The sequence below is a fragment of the Brevibacillus nigriterrae genome (assembly GCF_049846925.1).
GTDB lineage: Bacteria > Bacillota > Bacilli > Brevibacillales > Brevibacillaceae > Brevibacillus_H.
On sequence record NZ_JBNCMT010000002.1, the window covers coordinates 127,590 to 149,137 of the forward strand.

Annotated in this window: 25 protein-coding genes; 13 read left to right on the plus strand and 12 right to left on the minus strand. The window is 45.1% G+C overall.

What is annotated here, in order from left to right; translation table 11 throughout:
• Positions 1-34: 34 nt before the first annotated feature.
• From ACPW7N_RS02340 to ACPW7N_RS02350, 3 genes are all read right to left on the minus strand, one after another.
• Positions 35-316, minus strand: coding sequence for a hypothetical protein (locus tag ACPW7N_RS02340; RefSeq protein WP_425649392.1), 282 nt, complete (start codon positions 314-316; stop codon positions 35-37).
• Positions 317-502: 186 nt separating this feature from the next.
• The gene (locus ACPW7N_RS02345; RefSeq protein ID WP_425649393.1) at positions 503-1,192 is read right to left on the minus strand and encodes a metal-dependent hydrolase; all 690 of its coding nucleotides are present in this window, start codon (positions 1,190-1,192) and stop codon (positions 503-505) included.
• Between the two features lie 218 nt (positions 1,193-1,410).
• Positions 1,411-2,571, minus strand: coding sequence for a DUF445 domain-containing protein (locus ACPW7N_RS02350; RefSeq protein WP_425649394.1), 1,161 nt, complete (start codon positions 2,569-2,571; stop codon positions 1,411-1,413).
• A gap of 90 nt (positions 2,572-2,661) precedes the next feature.
• On the opposite strand from ACPW7N_RS02350, the gene ACPW7N_RS02355 reads away from it, so the two are divergent.
• Genes ACPW7N_RS02355 through ACPW7N_RS02370 form a run of 4 tightly spaced genes read left to right on the plus strand, consistent with a single transcriptional unit; the run spans position 2,662 to position 7,932 of the window.
• Positions 2,662-4,107 carry a YheC/YheD family endospore coat-associated protein gene (locus ACPW7N_RS02355; RefSeq protein WP_425649395.1) on the plus strand — a complete coding sequence of 482 codons (1,446 nt, stop codon included), beginning with the start codon at positions 2,662-2,664 and terminating at the stop codon, positions 4,105-4,107.
• Positions 4,108-4,112: 5 nt separating this feature from the next.
• Positions 4,113-5,216, plus strand: coding sequence for a YheC/YheD family endospore coat-associated protein (locus tag ACPW7N_RS02360; protein WP_425649396.1), 1,104 nt, complete (start codon positions 4,113-4,115; stop codon positions 5,214-5,216).
• A 2-nt stretch (positions 5,217-5,218) separates the two neighbouring features.
• A complete protein-coding gene (locus tag ACPW7N_RS02365) occupies positions 5,219-6,595 on the plus strand; it encodes a YheC/YheD family endospore coat-associated protein (RefSeq protein WP_425649397.1) in 1,377 nt (458 codons plus the stop codon).
• A 38-nt stretch (positions 6,596-6,633) separates the two neighbouring features.
• Complete coding sequence (locus ACPW7N_RS02370; protein ID WP_425649398.1) at positions 6,634-7,932, plus strand: YheC/YheD family endospore coat-associated protein; 1,299 nt, start codon at positions 6,634-6,636, stop codon at positions 7,930-7,932.
• A gap of 113 nt (positions 7,933-8,045) precedes the next feature.
• Here ACPW7N_RS02370 and ACPW7N_RS02375 read toward each other — a convergent pair whose 3' ends face one another.
• Both ACPW7N_RS02375 and ACPW7N_RS02380 read right to left on the minus strand, forming a co-directional pair.
• Positions 8,046-8,180, minus strand: a complete 135-nt coding sequence (locus tag ACPW7N_RS02375; RefSeq protein ID WP_425649399.1) for a hypothetical protein — start codon at positions 8,178-8,180, stop codon at positions 8,046-8,048.
• Between the two features lie 34 nt (positions 8,181-8,214).
• A complete protein-coding gene (locus ACPW7N_RS02380; protein WP_425649400.1) occupies positions 8,215-8,697 on the minus strand; it encodes a DinB family protein in 483 nt (160 codons plus the stop codon).
• Positions 8,698-8,893: 196 nt separating this feature from the next.
• Here ACPW7N_RS02380 and ACPW7N_RS02385 point away from each other — a divergent pair, with 196 nt between their 5' ends.
• The 3 genes from ACPW7N_RS02385 to ACPW7N_RS02395 all read left to right on the plus strand — a co-directional run bounded on the left by ACPW7N_RS02385 (position 8,894) and on the right by ACPW7N_RS02395 (position 11,023).
• Positions 8,894-9,844: an aldo/keto reductase family protein gene (locus tag ACPW7N_RS02385; RefSeq protein WP_425649401.1), complete on the plus strand. Its 951-nt coding sequence runs from the start codon at positions 8,894-8,896 to the stop codon at positions 9,842-9,844.
• A gap of 14 nt (positions 9,845-9,858) precedes the next feature.
• Positions 9,859-10,464, plus strand: coding sequence for a LysE/ArgO family amino acid transporter (locus ACPW7N_RS02390; protein WP_425649402.1), 606 nt, complete (start codon positions 9,859-9,861; stop codon positions 10,462-10,464).
• A gap of 133 nt (positions 10,465-10,597) precedes the next feature.
• Positions 10,598-11,023: a hypothetical protein gene (locus ACPW7N_RS02395; protein ID WP_425649403.1), complete on the plus strand. Its 426-nt coding sequence runs from the start codon at positions 10,598-10,600 to the stop codon at positions 11,021-11,023.
• Here the strand turns inward: ACPW7N_RS02395 and ACPW7N_RS02400 are convergent.
• Positions 11,017-11,544, minus strand: coding sequence for a hypothetical protein (locus tag ACPW7N_RS02400; RefSeq protein ID WP_425649404.1), 528 nt, complete (start codon positions 11,542-11,544; stop codon positions 11,017-11,019). The genes ACPW7N_RS02395 and ACPW7N_RS02400 overlap by 7 nt on opposite strands.
• Before the next feature lie 92 nt (positions 11,545-11,636).
• On the minus strand, positions 11,637-11,927 hold the full coding sequence (locus ACPW7N_RS02405) for a CGCGG family putative rSAM-modified RiPP protein (protein ID WP_425649405.1): 291 nt from the start codon (positions 11,925-11,927) through the stop codon (positions 11,637-11,639).
• 235 nt (positions 11,928-12,162) lie between these two features.
• Between ACPW7N_RS02405 and ACPW7N_RS02410 the strand changes: the two genes are divergently transcribed.
• The gene (locus ACPW7N_RS02410; RefSeq protein WP_425649406.1) at positions 12,163-13,767 is read left to right on the plus strand and encodes an acetate--CoA ligase; all 1,605 of its coding nucleotides are present in this window, start codon (positions 12,163-12,165) and stop codon (positions 13,765-13,767) included.
• A 138-nt stretch (positions 13,768-13,905) separates the two neighbouring features.
• Entirely contained in the window at positions 13,906-14,283 is a 378-nt protein-coding gene (locus ACPW7N_RS02415; RefSeq protein ID WP_425649407.1) for a 2Fe-2S iron-sulfur cluster-binding protein, read from the plus strand.
• A gap of 69 nt (positions 14,284-14,352) precedes the next feature.
• Here the strand turns inward: ACPW7N_RS02415 and ACPW7N_RS02420 are convergent, their stop codons facing one another.
• The 3 genes from ACPW7N_RS02420 to ACPW7N_RS02430 all read right to left on the minus strand — a co-directional run bounded on the left by ACPW7N_RS02420 (position 14,353) and on the right by ACPW7N_RS02430 (position 17,817).
• Positions 14,353-15,372, minus strand: a complete 1,020-nt coding sequence (locus tag ACPW7N_RS02420) for a DUF5666 domain-containing protein (protein WP_425649408.1) — start codon at positions 15,370-15,372, stop codon at positions 14,353-14,355.
• A gap of 229 nt (positions 15,373-15,601) precedes the next feature.
• Positions 15,602-16,855 (minus strand): GNAT family N-acetyltransferase, encoded by a 1,254-nt coding sequence (locus tag ACPW7N_RS02425; protein WP_425649409.1) that lies wholly within the window; start codon positions 16,853-16,855, stop codon positions 15,602-15,604.
• 128 nt (positions 16,856-16,983) lie between these two features.
• A complete protein-coding gene (locus ACPW7N_RS02430; RefSeq protein WP_425649410.1) occupies positions 16,984-17,817 on the minus strand; it encodes an SDR family oxidoreductase in 834 nt (277 codons plus the stop codon).
• Between the two features lie 125 nt (positions 17,818-17,942).
• On the opposite strand from ACPW7N_RS02430, the gene ACPW7N_RS02435 reads away from it, so the two are divergent.
• From ACPW7N_RS02435 to ACPW7N_RS02445, 3 genes are all read left to right on the plus strand, one after another.
• Positions 17,943-18,488: an NADPH-dependent FMN reductase gene (locus ACPW7N_RS02435; protein WP_425649411.1), complete on the plus strand. Its 546-nt coding sequence runs from the start codon at positions 17,943-17,945 to the stop codon at positions 18,486-18,488.
• Positions 18,489-18,609: 121 nt separating this feature from the next.
• Positions 18,610-18,810: a Rossmann-fold NAD(P)-binding domain-containing protein gene (locus tag ACPW7N_RS02440; protein ID WP_425649412.1), complete on the plus strand. Its 201-nt coding sequence runs from the start codon at positions 18,610-18,612 to the stop codon at positions 18,808-18,810.
• 51 nt (positions 18,811-18,861) lie between these two features.
• Complete coding sequence (locus tag ACPW7N_RS02445; protein WP_425649413.1) at positions 18,862-19,485, plus strand: Rossmann-fold NAD(P)-binding domain-containing protein; 624 nt, start codon at positions 18,862-18,864, stop codon at positions 19,483-19,485.
• Here the strand turns inward: ACPW7N_RS02445 and ACPW7N_RS02450 are convergent.
• Positions 19,436-20,131: an oxidoreductase gene (locus ACPW7N_RS02450; RefSeq protein ID WP_425649414.1), complete on the minus strand. Its 696-nt coding sequence runs from the start codon at positions 20,129-20,131 to the stop codon at positions 19,436-19,438. The two genes, ACPW7N_RS02445 and ACPW7N_RS02450, sit on opposite strands and share 50 nt — an antisense overlap.
• Before the next feature lie 231 nt (positions 20,132-20,362).
• On the opposite strand from ACPW7N_RS02450, the gene ACPW7N_RS02455 reads away from it, so the two are divergent.
• The gene (locus tag ACPW7N_RS02455) at positions 20,363-21,241 is read left to right on the plus strand and encodes an SCO family protein (RefSeq protein ID WP_425649415.1); all 879 of its coding nucleotides are present in this window, start codon (positions 20,363-20,365) and stop codon (positions 21,239-21,241) included.
• Positions 21,242-21,306: 65 nt separating this feature from the next.
• Here the strand turns inward: ACPW7N_RS02455 and yhfH are convergent, their stop codons facing one another.
• Positions 21,307-21,438 carry a protein YhfH gene (yhfH, locus tag ACPW7N_RS02460; protein ID WP_425649416.1) on the minus strand — a complete coding sequence of 44 codons (132 nt, stop codon included), beginning with the start codon at positions 21,436-21,438 and terminating at the stop codon, positions 21,307-21,309.
• Positions 21,439-21,548 lie beyond the last annotated feature (110 nt).

Consider the following 21,548-nt stretch of genomic DNA (forward strand, 5'->3'; position numbering starts at 1 on the left):
CCCAGTCAATCGGGATAACGACGTTGATCTTTCTTTATCTATTATATAAGTATCCTTGATAGATTACTTCTGCTAAAACAAGAGATCCGGGGATATTTAGGTACCAGACATAGATTTTTCGAATTTGCGGCACCGTAATCCAGTCAAAACCTCGTAATCGGTTCAAACCAACCCGGACGGTAAAAAACACCCAATACACCGTCCAATTAATCATCGGTAAGTAAAGAATGATAAACCATAAAAAACTGATCGAATCTTCCCCCACATAAAAGCGTAATAGTGCGGCAAGAAGGGCTACGAACAAAAATCTGAGCATCAGTCAATTCTCCCTCCTTCTGCCACTATAGCTTATGAGCAGGCAAAAAAAAAGAGGTGTAGCCTAACGTACGGGCTACACCAGTGAGGTATATTAATTAAGGGGGTTTTCATCGTAGATTTATCATACCCATAAATTATTACAGGATTATTACAAGCGGATTACAGTTTCTTTTCATTTTGATGATTATTCAATGGAGAAACTTTCTCCTGGTTGTACAAGCTTTCCTTCTATCCCCTTCTCCCCTAACTGACGCACATATTCCTCTGGATCTTGAGCAATCACCGGAAATGTATTGTAGTGAATGGGCACGACACATTTTGCCTGTAAAAAGGAAGCGGCAAGTAGGGCATCCTCAGGTCCCATGGTGAAATTATCGCCAATCGGGAGGAACGCTACGTCAATCTTGTTCAATTCTCCAATCAGCTTCATGTCGCCAAAGAGTGCCGTGTCTCCTGCGTGATAAATCGTTTTTCCGCCGATGGTAACTAAAATGCCTGCGGGCATTCCCAGGTAGATGATCTGTCCATCCCCCGATTCATAACCAGAGCCGTGGAAAGCTGGTGTCAGTTTGACCCGACCAAACGGAAAATGGGCAGCACCGCCGATGTGCATCGGATGAGCCTTGACACCCTTTTGCGCAAAATAGACAGCAAGCTCAAACGGGGCAATCAGTGTTGCATCATTTGCTTGCAACAGGTTGAGTGCATCTCCAATATGATCATTATGACCGTGCGTCACAAGAACATAATCCACTTTCACATCTTCTGCCTTAACCGTAGCCTTCGGATTGCCTGTCAGAAACGGATCAAAGATCAAGCGATGCCCCTCATGAGTAATCTCAATGCAACTGTGTCCATGATAACGAATTTCCACTACGAAACCCTCCCTTGTATATTTGCCTGATACTCTACTTTTCTGTGAAAAACGTCTCGACGTTTTTACCGAAGTAGATGCCAGGTGTGACGCTGAGGCACCTTGTCATAAAAGTGGATGTGACCGCTTGCGGTCAACGTTTCGGTCCCCCGACGTTTCAGTCCCCCGATGAGAGGGGATGAGAGGGGAAAACGGTCATGACCGTTTTGTACACCTTATTAACCTGCCACCAGATTAAGAACCCCTTGAACCAATCCGATGATTCCTCCGAGAATGAACCCGAGTATGGTAATCATCCGAAACTCGCTTCCCGAAATTCCAATGATCATTTCTTCTACTCGGCTCAACGGGAACTTATCTACTTGTTTCGCAACAATTTCTGCGATTGACAGTTTCGGAAAGAGGTGCTCGATACTGGTTTCCAGCTTGGCGAGAACCCAGGTACTGATCCACGGGATCAACTGATCAATCACTTTTCCCCTGAATGGCCCCAACGATTCGGTGAGAGGCTTATCCAACCAGCGAATAGCGATCGTCTCTACCTGATCAAATAGTTTCCCACTGAAGCTTGCCACTTGCTCTCTTCCAATCCAGTCAAGAACTTCTCCTGTTTCTTTGTCGAGCAGCTTGTCCGCTTCTTGTCTGATCATGCGAGAAAGATTTCTGGCCAGATCGGGATTCTCCAGTGCCTCGAGCAAATGAGGCAACAATTTGGAAATCAGCTTCTCATCGCCCAAAAACATCCCGACAAAACCGCCAAGCATTCCGCCGCCTCCGCCCAAGGCGCCACGAATCATATTTTGCACATTATGTAATCCTTCCGGAGACTGCAGGTACTCTCTGAATCGGGTGAGCAAGAGAACACCCAGACTCTCAATCGTATCGTCCATTTTCGTTTGCAAAGAAGGTGGCAGGATTTCTCGTACCTTTTTATCTTCCCAGCCTTTGATCAGACGGTCTGCATGCTCCAACCATTTTTCACGAAGCGGCTTTTGATACCGCTCTCCCAATCGATATTCTTCTGTAATCATCTCAGGTATAAATCGATTGATGATATCTATGAGTTTCTCATCACTAGCCAGCCACTTGTCAGCCATCTGGGTAAGCCAATTTCTCAGCGTTTCTTCCAGATGCCCACGGGCAATTGCCTCCTGAATCCCTTCCTTGGTAACTAGGTATTCCTCGACCACTTTGCCCATTTGAAAGCCCAATTCATGATGACGTCTCGGGATCAATCCGGGTGTAAATGGCACACGAAAACTACCGATCATCCACGGCTTATATGGCCGAAACAGCATTCTAATCGCTAATTCATTCGTCACCCCACCAATTACTGATCCAATTCCGACGTTTGTCAACACCAAGAGCCAATCATTCAATGCCATACACTCCTCTGTATACGAAGGAACCAAAGAAAAAGTCCTGTCATAAAATAAGACTACCTAACGCCTAATGGGAAGGGGATAGCCGTGTCAAATATACGCACGATCATTCAAGCAGTAGATTCACAATCAGAAGAATATGGTGTATATCTTCCCAACCATGCAGTCAACTTCCTCAAAATTCCTGCTTCTACCTTAACGATAGCATTTGGAAGTCAGGAAACACAAGGTACTGTGGTCAGACGAACCGATGGCAGAGCTACACAGATAACCGTTTCTCTTCTTCGCAAGCTCCGATTGCCAGTGGGAATACCTATTCTTCTCCGTTATGACTCAATTCGGCGAAGACTCGTATTTGGTCCTTATGTAGGAGTATTGCTCGCCAAACATAACGGGCCCAACTCCAGCATGCCTTTTGCGGGAATCAGTACGTTCATGAATGAAATTTCAGATGTTTGTTACGAAAAGGGCGGTGTCATTGGTGTGTTCACCCCCCAAGATATTGATTGGGGCAACCAGACGGTTCGGGCTTTGGTTCGGAAGAGAGCATCGTGGCGGTCCTATACTTTGCCGTTGCCTCAATGTATCTATAATCGCTTGCCAACAAGACAATATGAACAAAAAGAACAAGTAGGTGCATCGATTCAACGGTTCAAAGATTTACACATTCCCTTTTTCAATGATCAGTTTTTGAATAAATGGCATGTCCATGATGCCCTGAGCAAAGAAGAGCAAACAAACGCTTATCTGCCTAAAACAGTCCGTTTATTCGGCTCTCACGACCTCAAACAAATGTTGAATGACCACCGGATGGTGTACGTCAAACCAACCAGTGGCAGCATGGGAAAGGGAATCTATCGAATCAATAAAACTACGAATGGGTTCCAGCTTCAATATGCCACAATGAATGGCAGCGTGACAAGATCGTACCCAGACATTCCGGTTCTGTATCAGGCTTTGCGAAAATCAATACAAGGAACACATTATTTGCTTCAACAAGGACTTGTGTTGATCGGTGTGAAACGCAAGCCTGCTGATTTCCGTGTTCTCGTACAAAAAAATCAACGTGGTGAGTGGGCTGTCACCTCTCTGGTAGCACGTCTGGGGCAGAATCACATCGTGTCCAATGTGGCCAGAGGCGGCATGATGACCAAAGCAGATCAGGCACTGCGGATCGCAGGACCGTGGGTTGGCTCGATTCGCCCTTCTGTCCAGTCTCTCAAAAATGTAGCATTGCAAGTTGCTGATACACTTGAACGGGTTCTCACGGGGCATTATGCAGAATTCGGGGTCGACCTGGGTGTAGATGTGAATGGACGCATCTGGCTGTTGGAAGTAAACAGCAAGCCATCTAAGTCAGACAGTACAATACAAAGACCTGAGGGAGAGGGAGAGGAAGTCAGTACGTACAAAATCAGACCATCTGTGCGTCGCTTGTATGAATACTCTTCGTATCTTTCTGGGTATGTGGCTTCAAACAATCCACCCTCTGCCAAACAAAAGAAAGTGAAACGAAAAAGACAACGTAGGTGACAATTATGTCTTCTCAATATCGAACATTAGGCATTATGGCTTCGTTTCATGGGGAAGAACCCACTTTCAAGGAAAAGAGTTATTACAAAATGTTGACTTTAGCCGGACGCAGATTAGAGATCCGCGTCTTCGTCTTTTCTCCACGGATGATTGATTTCGAAGAACGAGAGGTGACTGGCTTCGAATATCATCAAGATGATTGGGTGAAAAGGAAATTCCCTCTGCCTCAAGTGGTATATGATCGATGCTTCATGGGAAGCGTCTCCCGGAAACGATATAAGCCACTGATTGAACGATTGCAACAGGACGACAAAGTAACATTCCTCGGAAATGGGCTATCAGGAAAATGGCAGGTTTACCAGACACTAAGTCAATCCGAAGAGCTTCGGAAGTGGCTGCCAGAAACTTTTCTATTTTCGATACAGCGAGTAAATTCTCTCTTGGTGAAGGAACAGGACATTATTGTGAAGCCAGCGGCTGGTACCCATGGTCTCAGTGTGATCCGGGTGTCCAAAAGAGCAAATGGAGAGTACGAGGTTACTGGCAGGAATCACGTTAACGAACGATTTACCAAAAAGTTCAATACACGAACAGGACTTCAGCGCTTTCTTCTTACCTTCACAGCAAACAGGCCATTCATCATACAACCCTATCTTACTTTGCACACTCCAGCCGGAACCCCCTATGATGTGCGAGTCCTCGTCCAAAAGAACGGGGAAGGCAAATGGGAAACAACAGGCAAAGCTGTCCGCATGGGTGAGAAACATGGCATCACTTCCAATCTTCATGGCGGGGGCAAAGCAGTTGCACTCTCTCCTTTCCTCATTCACTATTTCGGCCAAAAGCGTCAAATATTGATTGATGAGGAAATTAACAGTTTGATCTCAAAAGTACCTGTGTATCTCGAATCATCACATGGTCGTCTCGTGGAATTAGGAATTGACATCGGAATCGATACTGCAGGAAATGTATGGATCATTGAGGTAAACAGCAGACCTGGCCGAACGGTTTTTCGCCAAATTGATGATCAGACGGCTCGCATACGCTCGATGACTCAACCTGTTAAATATGCAGAATATCTCATGAACGAACGTGTAGGAGGTTACTAAGCATGGAATCGCTATTAGTGCGGCTTCGCTTTCTCAACTACTCACAGGTTGCAGGAATCATCATGCCGCTTCAAATGCTTCAACAACTGCAGCTTCGTCCCCGTCAACAAATTGTCATCACCCTCGGGAAAAAAGAGGTAACAACAACCGTCTTTCAAGACAAACAAAACATTGAAGGCAATATCGTGAAAATTACCAGCCTCCTGAAAAAGCAACTGAACATCCCCCATGGCGGATTAATTCATTTGAAAAAAGAAGAAGAAACCCTGCGGATTGGTCCATCCATCGGAATTGTCACAACAGGAGTCCGACAGTCTGTACCTAGTCCAATGGGAAACCGCACATCTTTCTTCCACAAGTTGCTTACTGCTCAAAAGGGCAAAGGGGTGTTCTATTACATTTTCTCTCCCACTGATGTCGATTGGGATCGCCAGGAAGTAGATGCATGGTTCCTGCGTCCCGACAAGCAAGGGAACTATGTGTGGAAGCGAATGTCAACTCCACTCCCGGATGTCGTCTATGATCGCATCCCTTCCCGAGCAGCCGAACGGCTTGATTCGGTTCAACAGTTCAAGCTGAAGTGGGTGGCAGAAACCAAATTGCCGTTGTTCAATGATGGCTTCTTCGATAAATGGAATATCTATCGCCTCCTATATCCCAATTTGGAGGTACAAGAACATATCCCGGAGACACACATTCTGCCGACTCTGGAAAAAGTGAAAATGATGATTCGCAAGTACCGCATGATCTATCTCAAGCCCAAAAACGGAAGTCTGGGGTATGGCATCGTAAAATTGACGAGAAAACTGGACAAAGGCTATGAGGTTTCCTACCACTCCAATATCGGCAACACCAAACGCACATTCAAGACAGTGTCTGCCGCCTTCTCCCATATTGCCCGAACCCGTAAACTGGGCTCATATCTCATTCAGCGGGGAATCAATTTGTGTACGTATCAAAATCGCCCCTTCGACTTCCGTGTTCACCTTCATAAAAATCAGGAAAATGCCTGGGTCGTCTCCTGCATGGCAGCCAAAGTGGCTGGCACCGGCAGTGTAACAACACATGTCCGAACGGGTGGAACAGTCATTCCTGGTGAAGAATTGCTCCAGTATCTGTTTGGTCAACAAAAGGAATTGGTGTCCAGACGAATTCGTGACGCCGCATTTCGATTGGCTACTGCCATCGAAGAAGCAAACCAAGCGCCATTGGGTGAGCTTGGATTGGATATGGGAATCGATACACATGGGCAGGTCTGGATGTTCGAAGCCAATTCCAAGCCAGGTCGATCTATCTTCAAGCATTCCCGTCTGAAGGAAGCCGATAATTTTTCACGTACACTCATTGTTGACTATAGCCGATACCTGGCGAATTTTTAAAGCCACCACCATCGTAGGAATAGGAAGGAGGTAATCCTATGGCCCAAATACGATCAGGGTGGCTAACCATATTACCCTCGGGTCGCTGGTACTTGCAAGGGCTCAAAAAATACAGACTGGCAGGACTCATCAAACGAGAGCGATTATTAGCACGAATTGGCCCTGATTTATTAAAGAAACCCGTTTATATCAGTGCTCCTCCTACAGAACCCAATCGGTTCCGAACCAAAGTGTATTGGGCGCTATCCAACGATCATCTGACGATCGGGCCAATCGTTGGAATCTTAACTGTTGGAGAGGGCAATGCATTTAAAGGAAATCGAGAAAACTTCAAAGACATTATTCTCACAGGAAAAAGTCTGGGTGCACTTGTCTATGTTTTTTCTCCCAGTGGAATAGACTGGGACAAAAAGCGGATCAAAGCGTATCTCTATAATGAACAGGAAGATAATTGGGTTGAATCAGTGATGCCTTTTCCCCATGTCGTGTATAACCGTATACCAACACGAAAGTCTGAAACCAAAAGCGAAGTGAAACAGACTCTGGATCAATTATCTTCGCTGACAAATGTTACGTTGTTTAATCGGCATTTTTTCAACAAGCACACCTTGTTTCAAATTTTGGAAAAACGGCACGAAGTAACAGATTTCTTACCGGACACCAAGGTATTGAGCACGTTTGCCCAGTTCCGTAGCTTTGCCATGGACCATCCGTTTGTTTATCTCAAGCCAACACTAGGAAAAGCAGGAAAAGGCATTATGCGTCTGGATCGCCACCTTCAACGCTGGCGCCTTCGACGTGTGTCTGATCAAGAGGCAATTACGCAATACTTTGTCAAGCTTGATCAAGTGTGGAAATCGATTCGTCAACAAACAAAAACCAACCGTTATATCCTTCAACAGGGCATCCAACTTGCAAAATACAAGAATCGTCCATTCGACGTACGTGTCTTGATCCAAAAAGACGGTAGCGGAGAATGGGGAATCACAGGCGTAGGAATCCGTCGGGCGGGCGCAAAAAGTATAACGACGCATGTTCCCCGAGGCGGCTCCATTCTGCCGACCAGCAAGGTATTAACGGCCTTGTTTCAGGAGCGAGCTGAAGAGATTTATCGACGAGTAGAAGAAACGGCCTTGACAATTGCTCATGTGCTAAATGACGAGATAGAGGATTTGGCAGAGATGTCAATGGATTTGGGGCTCACACCAGAAGGGAAGCTGTATTTCTTCGAAGCCAATGCGAAGCCAGAAAAATTCGATGAACCTGCCATTCGCAACTCTTCTCTTGCGAATTTGATTTACTACTCTCAATATGTTTCAGCGTTTGGTTGCGGTTAAATTTTTTACTCTGTCAACAAAAAATACGCCATCGTGATGAATGTTCACGGTGGCGTTTTTTTCAGTGATCCAACGATTCTGTTTTCCGTTACTATGTGCATTATTCCACTGTACTACTGCTCATCATCTGCAAGCGGCTCTCCCAGAATTCGCTCCTTGTTATTGAGAAACTCACGCATAATCATAAAATGATCCGTCGATTCTAACGTTCGCTCCTCTAGCCCTTCGGATGTCAGGTAGTAGATCACTTCCACTTCACGATAAATTTTGTCTGGCCTACCGTTACATCGGGAGCCTTTTTTTCATCAAGACGATCTGCCCTATATGATAGGCGTTGTGTGTACATAAATTAGAAATTGCTCCCCACCATCGAGCTTCCGGTGCAAAAGTAGGAATTGGCTCATCCAGTTTGGATTCATCACAGGCAGCGAGTGTCTCTCTCCAGTCTGCGAAGGATCGGTTCAATTTATCCACTGTCAGTTGCCACTCATCCTCTGTTATTTCAGTCCCGCTCACACTGAATGTCATCTCATTGTCAACCTTATCGAATGCGTCCTTCCCTTCCTTGAACCTGCGGAGCCAACGATAATTCCAGAATGTTAGGTGATGCACGATTTGCCAAATGGAAGTTGCCTCATTTTCACTCCAAGCCGCCTGCTCTGCGGTCAATCCTGCCAATGCCTCTTCAATCGTAGGAAACCAGCTTGGGTCATTTTGACAGGCAGCCAGTTGGTCTAATAATACATCTTTCTTGCCATCTACCACACACAACATCCTCTCTGTTCATTCCTCATTTATTTACCGTAAAGATTATGTACCTAACTATAATAGGAACAGCATGCTGTGGTAAATATTTCAAAAATATTTTCCTGAACCAACAAGGCAGGTTTCTTGCTGTCCATTGTACATCCAAGTTTGATACAATTATGGGTAACCTGAAAAGTGAAAGAAGGGATCTTCTGTGAAATATCGCAGACTAGGCAAAACTGGACTCAAGGTAAGTGAAATCAGCTTGGGCAGTTGGCTTACATATGGTGGTTCCGTCGAGGCGGAACACTCCAAACAAATTATCCATCGTGCCTACGAGTTGGGTATCAACTTTTTCGATACCGCTAATGTATATGCCCAAGGCGAAACAGAAAAAGTCGTGGGCCAGGCACTCGGAACACTTCCAAGAGAATCATATGTACTTGCGACCAAAGTCTTCTTTCCTATGGGTGAAGGCCCCAATGACCAAGGTCTCTCCCGAAAGCATGTCTTCGAACAATTGCATGCCAGCTTGAAACGGCTGCAAGTAGACTATGTTGACATCTACTACTGCCACCGCTTCGATCCAGATACTCAAATCGAAGAAACATTGCGCACCATCGACGATCTCATTCGCCAGGGTAAAATCATGTATGCTGGAGTCAGTCAGTGGACAGCAGCCCAGATTCAGACAGCTCTCGGAGTAGCAGATCGTTATCTTCTGGATCGCATCGTGGTTAACCAGCCTGCCTACAACCTGCTCAACCGTTATATCGAAGATGAGATTCTCCCGCTCTGCGAAGAAAAAGGTATCGCACAAGTTGTTTACTCTCCGCTCGCCCAAGGCGTACTGACCGGTAAATACCGCAAAGGTGAGGCAGCTCCTGCAGGCAGCCGTGGTGCTGCACGTGAGGTGGGCCCCACCATGAAGAACTACCTTGGAGACGAGAATTTGATAAAAGCTGAAAAGCTCTATCATCTGGCAAAAGAAGCCAACCTGAGCTTGTCTCATCTCAGCATTGCCTGGGTACTTAGACAAAAAGGGGTAGCAAGTGCAATCGTTGGAGCTTCCCGTATCGAACAGTTGGAGGATAATGTGAAAGCTTGCGATGTTACACTGCCCGTGGATGTACTTCAACAAATCGAGACGATATTACAGTCGTAGGAGTTACGAAAACTATGTGGCAAGCCATTACACACGGATTTATTTTAGCATTCGGGCTTATTTTGCCCTTAGGTGTACAAAACGTATTTATCTTTAATCAGGGAGCACAACGAGGATGGCTCCGGTCATTGCCAGTCATCCTCACTGCTTCCCTTTGCGACACACTGCTGATTTCATTGGCTGTCGTCGGCGTCTCTGCCGTTGTATTAGAATTTGCAATCATTCGGCTAATTCTCACCTGGGGTGGATTTCTCTTTCTCATCTACATGGGGTGGCTTACTTGGAAAAGCACTCCGCAACAGACAGAGAACAGCAATGAACAGTGGACGGCCAAAAGGCAAATCATGTTTGCACTGTCCGTTTCCCTGTTAAATCCACATGCCATCCTCGACACGATCGGCGTCATTGGAACCAGTTCTCTTGCCTATTCTCAGTTACCCGCCAAAATCGCTTTCACCCTAACCTGCATCGGTGTATCCTGGATCTGGTTTTTGAGTCTAGCTTATGCTGGCAAACTGGTTGGACAGCTTGGAAATTCTGATGCGTTTATCGTCCTGTTGAATAAAGTATCGGCTGTGATCATGTGGGGCTCTGCGATCTACCTTGTCTCACAACTGTGAATGTTCCTGTAATTCTCCCCAATGAATGCCAATTCTCTTCCTTGTTAAAAATGATGATAACAACCAGAGCACACTGGCAAACAAATACAAAGACCCCCTGCGTGGGAGGTCTTTTTTGCTAGGAGGGGAAAACATGAAGACGACAGGTAACTACGAAAAGCTTTTTCAGTCGCTCAAGAAGCTCGACAAAAATCAAGCTTGCGTCACACACATCAAGGACCTGACGGAAATACACGAAATCTGGAACTTTTACGAAAGACTTACCTTGGAAGAACTTCGCTTGATTGGTGCCGCCATCAAAAAAACAGAGGCGCTTCTCGGGTATTTACCTTTTTGCTTTTCTACGATCCCTTTTGTATTTTTGGTTTTTTCGGCCAAGCTCTCCAATCTGGTAGCAGAAGATTTGAAAATCCTGTTGATCACGATACTCGTTCTGACACTGCTTGCCATCTATCTCATTCAACAGCATTTTAAACATAAATCCTATAACACACTGCACCGCCATATTGTAGAATCGATCATCAAAATCAAGGAATCAGCAGAAAAATCGGCTCACTGAGTTTTTTTGCATGCCATTACGTCTTTGTATAATTTCTTCAGCGAAGTCAGGCTCGCCTCATCCACACCAAAATGGACACCATCAAACCAAAATTGTCCAGGCAAAGAGTTTACCTTCTGTTCTTGCAGCCATGTCAATTGAGTACGAACCGCCTCTTCCGTATGATCAATTGCTTTTCGCACATGAAGATGCCTCTCGATTTCAGAGCGATATTTTTCATAAATGAATTGAAATGAAGAGGAATCTTCCTGTTCGGCGAGCCGGTACAATGCCAGCTCAATCTGGAGCCAGCACGTGACATAGAAGTGAAACTCCCAGAACAGAACTGTCAGCGCTTCTGTAACTGATTGGGGATCATTGGTATGCTTGTATTCCTGGAAAGCATGCTCTGCCTCAACTGTTCGTTCCCGGATGACCTCTACATGGTTGATGGCTCCCCTGTAGAACTTGCCGATAATCTGAAAAAGCATGGGGGCTGTCCGCTTCGGCAATCCTCTGTAACGATTCTCCGTATCTCGCACTGTACCACTCACCTCGCTACTCTAATGATTTCCCAAACAAGAAAAAAGACATGAGGTTTATTTAATCATCCCCCATGCCACTTCCTTCTTCTTTATCGATATACTCGAGTTACAAATCCACCGCAGCCGCATTGATCAACATATTCGATACGCTCGAAGCCGATCTCCATAGCAGGGAGAATTAGTTCCAAACGTGGAATGAGCCAACTGGCAGGATCACCACAACCGGCTGGGGTGACCAGATTAACGTAGAACCCTTTCTCCGTCTCGTCTACTCCTTTGACTGCATCAGCAACCAACTCTTCCACATGATCTACATAGTATTCATCTTCTAAATTTAGCGACCAATCATTTGCTTTCCGACTCTTCTCTTGGAAGCTCATTCTCATCACCTCCAAGATCATTATATGACTTTGCCCAATGCTCTCTTGGTGATTCCTATCACAGTTAGAAAGCTATTTTTATCATCTAATTATGTACGTTTTTTCTGAAAATTGTCACTTTACTTGCAAGTTTTTTTCATATCTACATTGGAAAACGACAGATAATTCAGTAAAATATGTATTGTAGTCTAATTCAAGTTTGATGAATCTATCAACTATTTATGGAGGGATTTACTTGACGCACGAACCAACTCACTTTGCATCGGACGTAGCGGTTACCATCCCGGAATACTACAATTTTGCGCAACAGGTCGACTTGTATGCTGGCCAGCATCCAGACAAACCAGCTCTGATCATCGTGAATGATGACGAGGATACAAAACAGATTTCCTATCATGAATTGAATCAATACGTAAACCAGATCGGTAATGCGCTTGGAACGCTGGGAATTACGCAGGGTGATAAAGTAATTGTATTAGTCCCTCGCGGTATCGAGGCATATGGAATCTATTTGGCACTAAACAAAATTGGCAGCGTTATCATGCCTTGCTCAGAACTGCTTCGCGGCAAGGATATTGAGTATCGGGCCAAGCATGCTGGTGCCAAAGCAATCCTGGCATTCACCGGAATTCGGGAAGAAGTCGATACCATTCGCACCTCCTGCCCGACAGTTGAACACTACATTCTGCTAGGTGGCCAACATGATGACTGGCTCTCTTTTGAAGAGTTGGTCGAGAGTGCATCACCTGAGCTTTCAGCAGTGGAAACACGCTCCGAGGACTTGGCATTCCTCTCGTATACTTCCGGAACTACAGGTGGACCCAAGGGTGTCATGCATGTCCACGGTTGGCCTTTTGCCCATTTGGCTGTAGCCGCTACCTACTGGCTGGATGTCCGTGAAGACGACATCGTCTGGGCGACGGCTGGTCCCGGTTGGGCGAAGTGGATTTGGAGTCCATTTGTATCGACGCTTGGAAAAGGAGCAACTGCCTTTGTCTATCAAGGTAAGTTCTCACCCGATAAATATCTTCACTTGCTGGAAAAATTCCCGATTTCCGTACTTTGTGCCACACCAACCGAGTATCGCCTGATGGCAAAAGTATCAGGGATTGAAAACTATCAGATTACGCATCTGCGTTCTTCCTGCTCGGCTGGTGAACCGCTCAATCGGGAAGTCATTGATACATTTGATCGCGCATTCGGAATTACGGTTCGTGATGGATATGGACAAACGGAAAACACACTGCTTGTCGGGACATTTGTGGGAGTGGAACCACGCCCTGGCTCTATGGGCCGCCCTTCTCCTGTAGTGAAAGTGGCTATCATCGATGAGGAAGGCAAGGAATTGCCAGTGGGACAGGTAGGTGACATCGCCATCGAACGTGGGATGATCGCATTGTTCAGAGGGTATCTGAATGATCCAGAGCGTACCTCTCGTGCCTTCCGGGGGAATTGGTATGTAACGGGAGATCAAGGCCGCATGGACGAAGACGGCTACATCTGGTTTGAAGGGCGTTCTGACGATATTATCATTTCTTCTGGTTATACAATTGGCCCGTTTGAGGTAGAGGATGCACTCGTAAAGCATCCTGCAGTAGCTGAATGCGCTGCAGTAGCAAGCCCTGATCCAGACCGGGGGCATGTGGTGAAAGCATTTATTGTCCTGAAAAAAGGCTATGAAGGCAGTGAAGAGATGGTTAAGGAACTGCAAGATCACACCAAGCACCTGACTGCCCCTTACAAGTACCCTCGCAAAATTGAGTTTGTGCCTGAGCTGCCCAAGACCACTTCCGGTAAAATCCGCCGAATTGAATTGCGCAAACAGGAAGCAGGCTACTAAAAATTGAATCTCACCACTAATTAAGGGCACTCGCTGGATTGCGGCGGTGCCTTTTTTTCGCTTTTGGGGAAGATTTTACAGGGGAATTGTCAATAATAGGTAGCATGAAAACATACAAACGGAGACGGAGGATTTCCATTGAAAAAGCAGTTAACCGTTGGATCGCTGATTCCCCACAACATGATTCCTGCTGATACACCCACCAAGATAAAACCTGTTCTCCAAGACACCCGGCAGCCTACCAAGCTGCTGCGACCGTCCATTCGACTCATTCAACATGGACAGGAATTCGTGGTAACGCCAACAAGCGGTCAGACTCTCTTGGAAGCCGCACTGAATCAGACCATTCCACTCGATTACAAATGTCAAAAAGGTACCTGTGGCAGATGTACAGTGAAAATCATGGAAGGACAGTCGCAATTAGAACGTCCTAATCAGGTTGAACATGGTAAGCTTGGGAATCAATTGCTGAACGGATATCGTCTTGCCTGCCAGAGTCTGATCGTAAACAAATAATCCCCTAAAGAAACCCACCCGACACTAGCTATCGCTGGCATCAGGCGGGGCCCCAGGGGATTTTTCATATTAATCTTCGAATTCAACCTTGATTTTTGAGGCTGTCAGGATACTGTCTTTCCATGTTCCTCTCGCTTCTGCTTTCATGCCGACAGTCAGGTTAGCAAGCGGAACCTTTCTTCCTCGTTTGTCTGTGATCACTGATTTGTCTGTAATCAGCACTTTTTTTCCTTCGACGGTGATATATTTTTCTACTACATTCACTTCGTTGATCTTGCCTTCGATCCCGCCTTCGTACCCGGAATCTTCATCTTTTTTCACTTTGATCTCAAGCGCTACCCACTCGGTCTCGCTCTTTTTCCATGCTTTTGCTTCTACTGAAGATCCAGCTTTCAAATCTTCAAACTTGAGTCTTTTTGTGGAAAATTTAATCTCCGTTTTATCGGTTACAAGAAGTACCTTCCCATCGATAACGACTGACTTGTTCGTTGGATTGATACTTTCCAGCTTTCCTTTGATTTCAGTTGCCTCTTTTGTAATTTTCAAGTAGTAGGCATAGAGAATTCCATCCTTGGTGAAGCCCTTTGCCTCAATTTTATCTCCTAGCAGGATATCAGCAAATGTTCCCTGTACATTCATGAGTTGAATATCTGCCTTCTCAAAAGCAACAAGCTGTTTTCCCGCAACTTTTAACGTGCGGCTAGGAACATCGATCAGCTCAACATTTCCTTTCAAACTTCCTTTTTGTTTGGTTACAGATAGCTTTCTGGCTGTATTGCTGTTATTTTCGTTTACATATTCAGCAACAACTTTATCACCGACCCAAATGTACGACAGATCAGGAGACTTCACATCAGAGATTCTGATCTTGGTATTGGCGTCAATGGCTAGAACAAGCGTCATCCCTTTCGACTCTAGCGTCAGCTTGCTTGTTGCCAGATCAACACTCGTCACTTTTCCCATGGCTACATACGCTTTTTTGCTGTCCAGTTGTTCTACACTGGAGCTATTCTCCGTTTGTGCACCAGCCAGTGGGATGATTGTAAACAGTAGAACGGCACAAAGCATCAATGAAAACCATTTTTTCATTTTTCTAACCCCTTCCTGCAAAAAGAAATCTTGGTATGTATATGCAAGCAACCGTAAAAATTGAACCCAAGGAGATCAGCTTCCGTGGGATCTGTATATCATAGAAGAACTAGATTATTTTACCAATACTATAGCAGAGCATTTTCATAGAATATATAGGAATAACAGCCTACTGCGTTGATACATGGCGAAACCCAGGAACGATATCCTGGGCTTCGATGGCGCGCTATTAAAACATCGTGGTGCAAATCGGTTTCTCTACAGTATGGAACAGTCGAGTAATGATATCCGTATAGGACGGATTGGAGATTTGAACAAGGCCGTTGCGTACGAAATAGGTAAATGGAACAATTCCCAAAAGCAGGGCGGTAAATTCGGTTATATCCAATGACAGCTCAACCTCGTAATCTTCTGGATTGGCGGCAAGTCTAGGTCGTCCGTCTGTAAAATGGATGACGGTGCTCTCACTATTCACAGGCAGAAAACTGTCCCGAATGTTTAACCGCAGTTTGCAAGTAATTCCTCCAAAATTGACATTCGAAAGTGACGTCCATAACGCTTGGCTGTTAACCAACCGATACATAATCCCGGCAGCAGACACATTTGTTTGATGAGAAACGTGCGGGATCATCTCTACTGCCCCATCCCGAGGGTCATTGAACAGGTGGTGAAGATGTTCATCCTGCGTGGTGATGACAACTCGATGGATTTGATCTGCCTGACTATGTAAGAAGGTGCAGAATTCCTTCCAAGCTTCCGGGGTTTCACAGGTAAGTTCTTTCACGAGCATATTGTTCAAGACGAAGTTATTTTCATTCACCGACTTAAAGGAGAACACCATATACCCAAGAAGCTGGCCATCCTCTACATAACCGACAATCCGATTATCCGGATTCTCTATCATATTGCGCATGTCGAGATTGGTCTTTCTGAACATACCATGTGTTTGGGCAAAATAGCGATCATGACAGCTTTGAATCGCTTCTCTGTCTTCCTTGGTGAGATAGACCAGATGCGATTTGTTGCCGCTGTTTGGAAAAGTGGAAGGCTGAACCCGATACTGGTTGTTCTTCGTTCCGAAACAGAAGCCCATCTGTTTGTAGAAATCAGGGCGGAATGGATAAAGGGCGGTCAGAGCACAATCCTGCTCACGGTAATGATGTAGAAAATAGGTAATCAGTTCTTTGGCAATCTTCTCTTTTTTGTGCAGGAAATCTACTGCTACCATGCCTACTCCACCGACAGGAATCTGTACAGAACGAATATTCATCAGATAGTCGTAAAGAATCATACCCCCAAGGAGCTGACCATCACGAAAATAGCCGAAAAAGTGAATGGCTTCTTCTTGCATCCTTTGCAGCAAGCGCTCTTCCCAGCGTTGACGGTTATCGGCAGTCGTCATATTCAAACCGGGATAAGCATTTCCTGCGATTGAGACAAAATCAGATAAGTGCTCTTGGTTCAACAAGTGAATTCCGTTCATACTGACCTCCTGTACCATGCAATGTCATTCATTAAAAAAATTTTTATCAACTTTTTTTCATTATCTTATCGCTTTTTCCGAAGATTGTAAAAGATAATTTTCTAATTTTTCGTTCAATAATTAAGAGTTTAATGAAGTTGTTTTCCTAGCACTTTTTCCAGAATAGACCATGGTACGATTTTTTTCAGCCAGATCGCCTGTTTTGTCCCCTTGCCAATCGGATACCGGAGTGAGGGTGAGGATGATTGACTGATTTGAACGATGAGTTTTGCCACTTGCAGAGGATCTTCCCCCGTCTGTGCAATTTGTTGTGCTTGAGACATGACTTTTCCCGTGATATGGCTGTAGTCTACAGCACCCGTAGCATCGGCAGTTGACAAGCCTTTTTCCCAGATGGCTGTCTGGAATGCTCCTGGTTCCACGAGAACCACTCTTATCCCGAATGAAGCCACTTCCAACCGCAACGCCTCACTGAAACCTTCAACTGCATGCTTGGAAGCGACATAGGGTGCCATCATGGGGAAACCAATCAGGCCGCTAATGCTGCTCAGATTGATGATTGTACCGGAACGCTTGCTTCGCATATAAGGCAATACAACCTGGGTCATTTGTATCAGCCCGAAAACATTCGTATCAAACTGCTTTCTCCACTCACTCATGGGAATTTCTTCGACAAGCCCACCTTTGGCATATCCAGCGTTGTTAACTAACAGATCGATCGCTCCATACTGTTCCACAACTCGTCCAACGACCTCCTGAACCTGGTTTTCCTGAGTAACATCTAGTTGCATGATCTGCAGGCGACTCTCGACTCCCTCTCTCTTGGCAAGCTCAAGAAGCGGTTGCTGTCTGTTCAGATCCCTCATGGTAGCAATCGTTTGATAACCACTTTTGGCAAGCTCTACTGCAGTCAGCAAACCGAACCCACTCGATGCACCGGTAATGATCGCTACTTTGGTCACTGTGCCCACTCCTTTCACAATGGTTTCTAATAATTTTTGTTTTTAAAGTTATTAAATCAAAATGTTTACAATATATTCTTCATATGCCATAATGTAGGTATAACAGCATGAGGAGGATTTTTCCAATGAAAATACTCGTATTGAACGGCAGCTCAACCGAAGTATCTCGTACACGAGGACTTACTTCATTTATTACTTCGGAGCTTAAGAAACATCATATTGAACTCGTAACCTTTGATGTTGGGAAACAAATTCTCCCTCTCTATAATGGCAATGTTGAACAGTATCAACTGAATGAAGTCCAGTTGCTTGTCCAATCGGCTCAAGAAGCAGATGGTTTCTTTCTGACAACTCCGGAGTACCACAACGGAATCAGTGGAGCACTCAAGAATGCGCTCGATTTCCTGGGTGGCAAACAGTTCAAGAACAAACCAGTGGCAATCGCCGCAGTAGCAGGTGGTGGCAAAGGTGGGATCAACGCTCTAAACAACCTCCGCACAGTGATGCGTGGAGTTTACGGTCTCGTTCTGCCCGATCAGTTCGTAGCTGATCCCGTTCACTTTAACGAACAAGGCGATTTCAGCCATCAGGATGCACAAGCGAGAGTACAGTCACTGGTTCAAGAGCTTGTGACGATGACTGAATTAGTGAGTAAGAAAGCAAGAGTATAATACGAAACGACGATGGGCAGGTCATGCATTACGCATAGATCTGCTCATTGATTTATTATTTTCAATCGATTAAAATTTTTTAAAAGAAAAATTCGAAATTGTAGCAAAAAAGGAGCTGTTCATGATGAAATCAGCAATTGTTCTCGGCGGCACCCTATTCTTTGGTAAGCATTTAGTACAGGATTTGCTAGATTTCGGTTTCGAAGTAACGATTGCAACTCGTGGAAAAACACCAGACCCTTTTGGTGACAAAGTAAAACGTATCCAACTGGACCGGGTACAGCGAGAAACGGTAGAAGCAGCCGCTGCAACCGGAGAGTGAGACCTTCTCTTTGATCAGACCTGCTATTCTCCTTTGGAAGCAAAAGAAACGATGGAGCTTTTCGCTGGCAGGATCAAGCGCTATATTTTCACGTCTACCATGGCAGTCTACGATTTCGAAGCAGCTCGCAGAGAAGAAGATTTCGATCCAGTCACATACGCTTATTCGATGGGACCTCGCACGCAGTATCCGGGTTTGCAAGGCTATCAAGAAGCCAAACGGTCAGCAGAAGCCGTGCTCTTTCAGCATGCTCCGTTCGAAGTTGTCGCTGTCCGTTTTCCGCTCGTCATCGGGCCTGATGATTACACCAAACGATTTGCCTTCCATGTCGACCGTGTGAAACAGGGTCTCCCGATTGTTGCCCCTGATCCAGATGCCAGATACAGTTTCATCTCGTCTGCTGATGCGGGCAAGTTCTTGAGCTGGGTTGGCAGAAGCAACCTGACGGGTACATACAATGCCGGATGCAGCGATGATATTTCGATCTCTGCATTACTGAACCGGATCAAAGAAACGCTGGGAGGCGAAGTCAACATAGTTCCCGACGGTGAAAATGAAGCCCGTTCCCCCTATGCCCTCCCGAATGATCTCTCTATTAATGTAGCGAAAGCCATAGCTGCTGGTTTCACCTTCGAATCATTGGATACTCTTCTGGAGCGGTTGCTATTCGCCTGATTTCTTCCGATTCAAGAATAACAACACCTGTGGGTTTCTCCCGATGCGCAGTATGCAGCATTCCTTTGGCGACGATATTTGCTTCAATTGCTTTATACTTGGCAAGCGGTCCTATCATTACAAAGGAGGCAGCTTTAAAAATGATACTCCCTATCTTTTCTCCCAGTCGGAATTCATGGCGGTCGCCAAGTAATAGTGAAGGGCGGTAAATAAGCAGCGAAGGAAAATCGATTTTACGCAATTCATTCTCTAACTCTCCTTTTACCCGATTGTAAAAGAGAGAAGAAGTAGAATTCGAGCCCATTGCTGTAATCACGTGAAATTGCTGCACACCTGACGCTTTGGCAAGATAGGCAATCTCAAGCGGATACGTCTTGTCTACCTGGATGAATGCCTCTCTGCTTTTAGCTTTCTTGATCGTCGTGCCTAAACAGCAAAATACATGATCGACAGCAAAAAGTTCACGATGCTGCTCAAGCTGATGAAAATCGATAACATGCTGCTGAAGCTTGGGATGGTTAAGTGGAAGGGGGGTACGAACTACAATATCAATTCGGTAATATCTTTCATCTCGCAAAAGATATTGCAGCAGATGACTGCCTACCAACCCACTGGCACCAAATAAGAGCGCTGATTTGAGGGACATGCTTTCCTCCTTCTTCTTAGTCGTTCAACCCTTTTTTAAAACGATTCAACGCAAAATCATGTTTATCCTCTACTTCCTATCTTTCAAGCAAATTCTCTTTTCATTCAATAGTGAAAGACACAAAGATTTCACATGACTTGTATTAGACAATGACTTATGTCACATTATGTTATTAAAAAGCATCGTACAATACGGTCTAGAGTATTCAACAGGTTGATCAGGAGGTTACTCATGAAAAAATGGATCATATATCCGTTTCTATTATTATCGTTTCTCGTTTTGTCTGCATGCAGTACGCCCAAGTGGGATGTGACTGTGAAAGCACCCGCCACCTATAATGCGGGAAACCCGATGCCACTCCAATTTACGGTAAAGGACAAAGATGGTAATCCGTTAAGCGGTGCACTGGTCGAAGCCAGTTTGGAGATGAAGCAGATGGACCACGGCAAGATTCAGATTGCGGCAGAAGAAATCGAATCTGGCAAGTATCTGGCTCTGCCCAAACTCCCGATGGATGGGGACTGGGTCGCAACCGTCCAGGTTACTTATAACAATGAGAAAGCAACCTTTACTGAAAACTTCACTGCAAAAATTCGCACCGTGCAAAATGCTCACCAATCCAATCGAGAACTAACCATGCCCGCCTTTCAGCTAATCGATCAAAACGGCAACAAGGTAACGGAAAAGGATTTGAAGGGCAAAACGGTAGTCATGACGTTCACGTATGTTTTTTGCAATGATCCAAATGCTTGCCCAGTGCTTCTAGGCAACTTCAAAAAGCTGCAATCTGCTTACGCAGAGAAGGGAATCGACACCAAAAATATCATACTCGTTTCCGTTTCTGTTGACCCGGAAGTCGATACCCCAGCAGCCATGCTCGAACATGCAGAAAGAATGAAGTTCGATATGAGCTACCTCAAAATGCTGACAGGATCACTTGCTGACGTGCGCAAATTCACCGATGCACTTGGCGTACAGTTCAAGAAAGAGAATAATGAAGTACTGCATGATAACAAAACTTTTATCTTTGATAAAAACGGAAAACTGACACACGAATTCAGCGTAAGCAACATCGATATTGACGAACTGATCGAAGTATCTACCAAATAAATAAAAGAGAGCTATCTTACATTACGGGGTCAGTCCCTACGTGTAGGTAGCTCTCTTTTATATTGTTATTCATCTTGTAAATTCATGCAGCGCTCGCATTCGTACAAATAGGATTCATGCTGTTCTTCCCATTCATGCCCACAGCATGCACACTCTTTTTTGGGAATATTGCGATAAAATTCAGCAACTGGTTTCATTTTGATTCCCCCTGCTCCTCAGTTCTTACTTCCATTGTATTATAACAGATAAAAAATGTAAATAGTTGTTTTCTAACAGTTGCGCATTTTTTTCGACTCAAACTGTATTT

Excerpts from the sequence above, each read along its gene's own strand:
- ACPW7N_RS02445 (WP_425649413.1), top strand. The coding sequence starts at position 18,862 with ATGGAGCTTTTCGCTGGCAGGATCAAGCGCTATATTTTCACGTCTACC.
- ACPW7N_RS02435 (WP_425649411.1), top strand. The coding sequence starts at position 17,943 with ATGAAAATACTCGTATTGAACGGCAGCTCAACCGAAGTATCTCGTACA.
- ACPW7N_RS02365 (WP_425649397.1), top strand. The coding sequence starts at position 5,219 with ATGGAATCGCTATTAGTGCGGCTTCGCTTTCTCAACTACTCACAGGTT.
- ACPW7N_RS02340 (WP_425649392.1), bottom strand. The coding sequence starts at position 316 with ATGCTCAGATTTTTGTTCGTAGCCCTTCTTGCCGCACTATTACGCTTT.
- yhfH (WP_425649416.1), bottom strand. The coding sequence starts at position 21,438 with ATGAAACCAGTTGCTGAATTTTATCGCAATATTCCCAAAAAAGAGTGT.
- ACPW7N_RS02405 (WP_425649405.1), bottom strand. The coding sequence starts at position 11,927 with ATGAGCTTCCAAGAGAAGAGTCGGAAAGCAAATGATTGGTCGCTAAAT.
- ACPW7N_RS02420 (WP_425649408.1), bottom strand. The coding sequence starts at position 15,372 with ATGAAAAAATGGTTTTCATTGATGCTTTGTGCCGTTCTACTGTTTACA.
- ACPW7N_RS02370 (WP_425649398.1), top strand. The coding sequence starts at position 6,634 with ATGGCCCAAATACGATCAGGGTGGCTAACCATATTACCCTCGGGTCGC.
- ACPW7N_RS02440 (WP_425649412.1), top strand. The coding sequence starts at position 18,610 with ATGATGAAATCAGCAATTGTTCTCGGCGGCACCCTATTCTTTGGTAAG.
- ACPW7N_RS02390 (WP_425649402.1), top strand. The coding sequence starts at position 9,859 with ATGTGGCAAGCCATTACACACGGATTTATTTTAGCATTCGGGCTTATT.
- ACPW7N_RS02395 (WP_425649403.1), top strand. The coding sequence starts at position 10,598 with ATGAAGACGACAGGTAACTACGAAAAGCTTTTTCAGTCGCTCAAGAAG.
- ACPW7N_RS02455 (WP_425649415.1), top strand. The coding sequence starts at position 20,363 with ATGAAAAAATGGATCATATATCCGTTTCTATTATTATCGTTTCTCGTT.
- ACPW7N_RS02425 (WP_425649409.1), bottom strand. The coding sequence starts at position 16,855 with ATGAACGGAATTCACTTGTTGAACCAAGAGCACTTATCTGATTTTGTC.
- ACPW7N_RS02360 (WP_425649396.1), top strand. The coding sequence starts at position 4,113 with ATGTCTTCTCAATATCGAACATTAGGCATTATGGCTTCGTTTCATGGG.
- ACPW7N_RS02450 (WP_425649414.1), bottom strand. The coding sequence starts at position 20,131 with ATGTCCCTCAAATCAGCGCTCTTATTTGGTGCCAGTGGGTTGGTAGGC.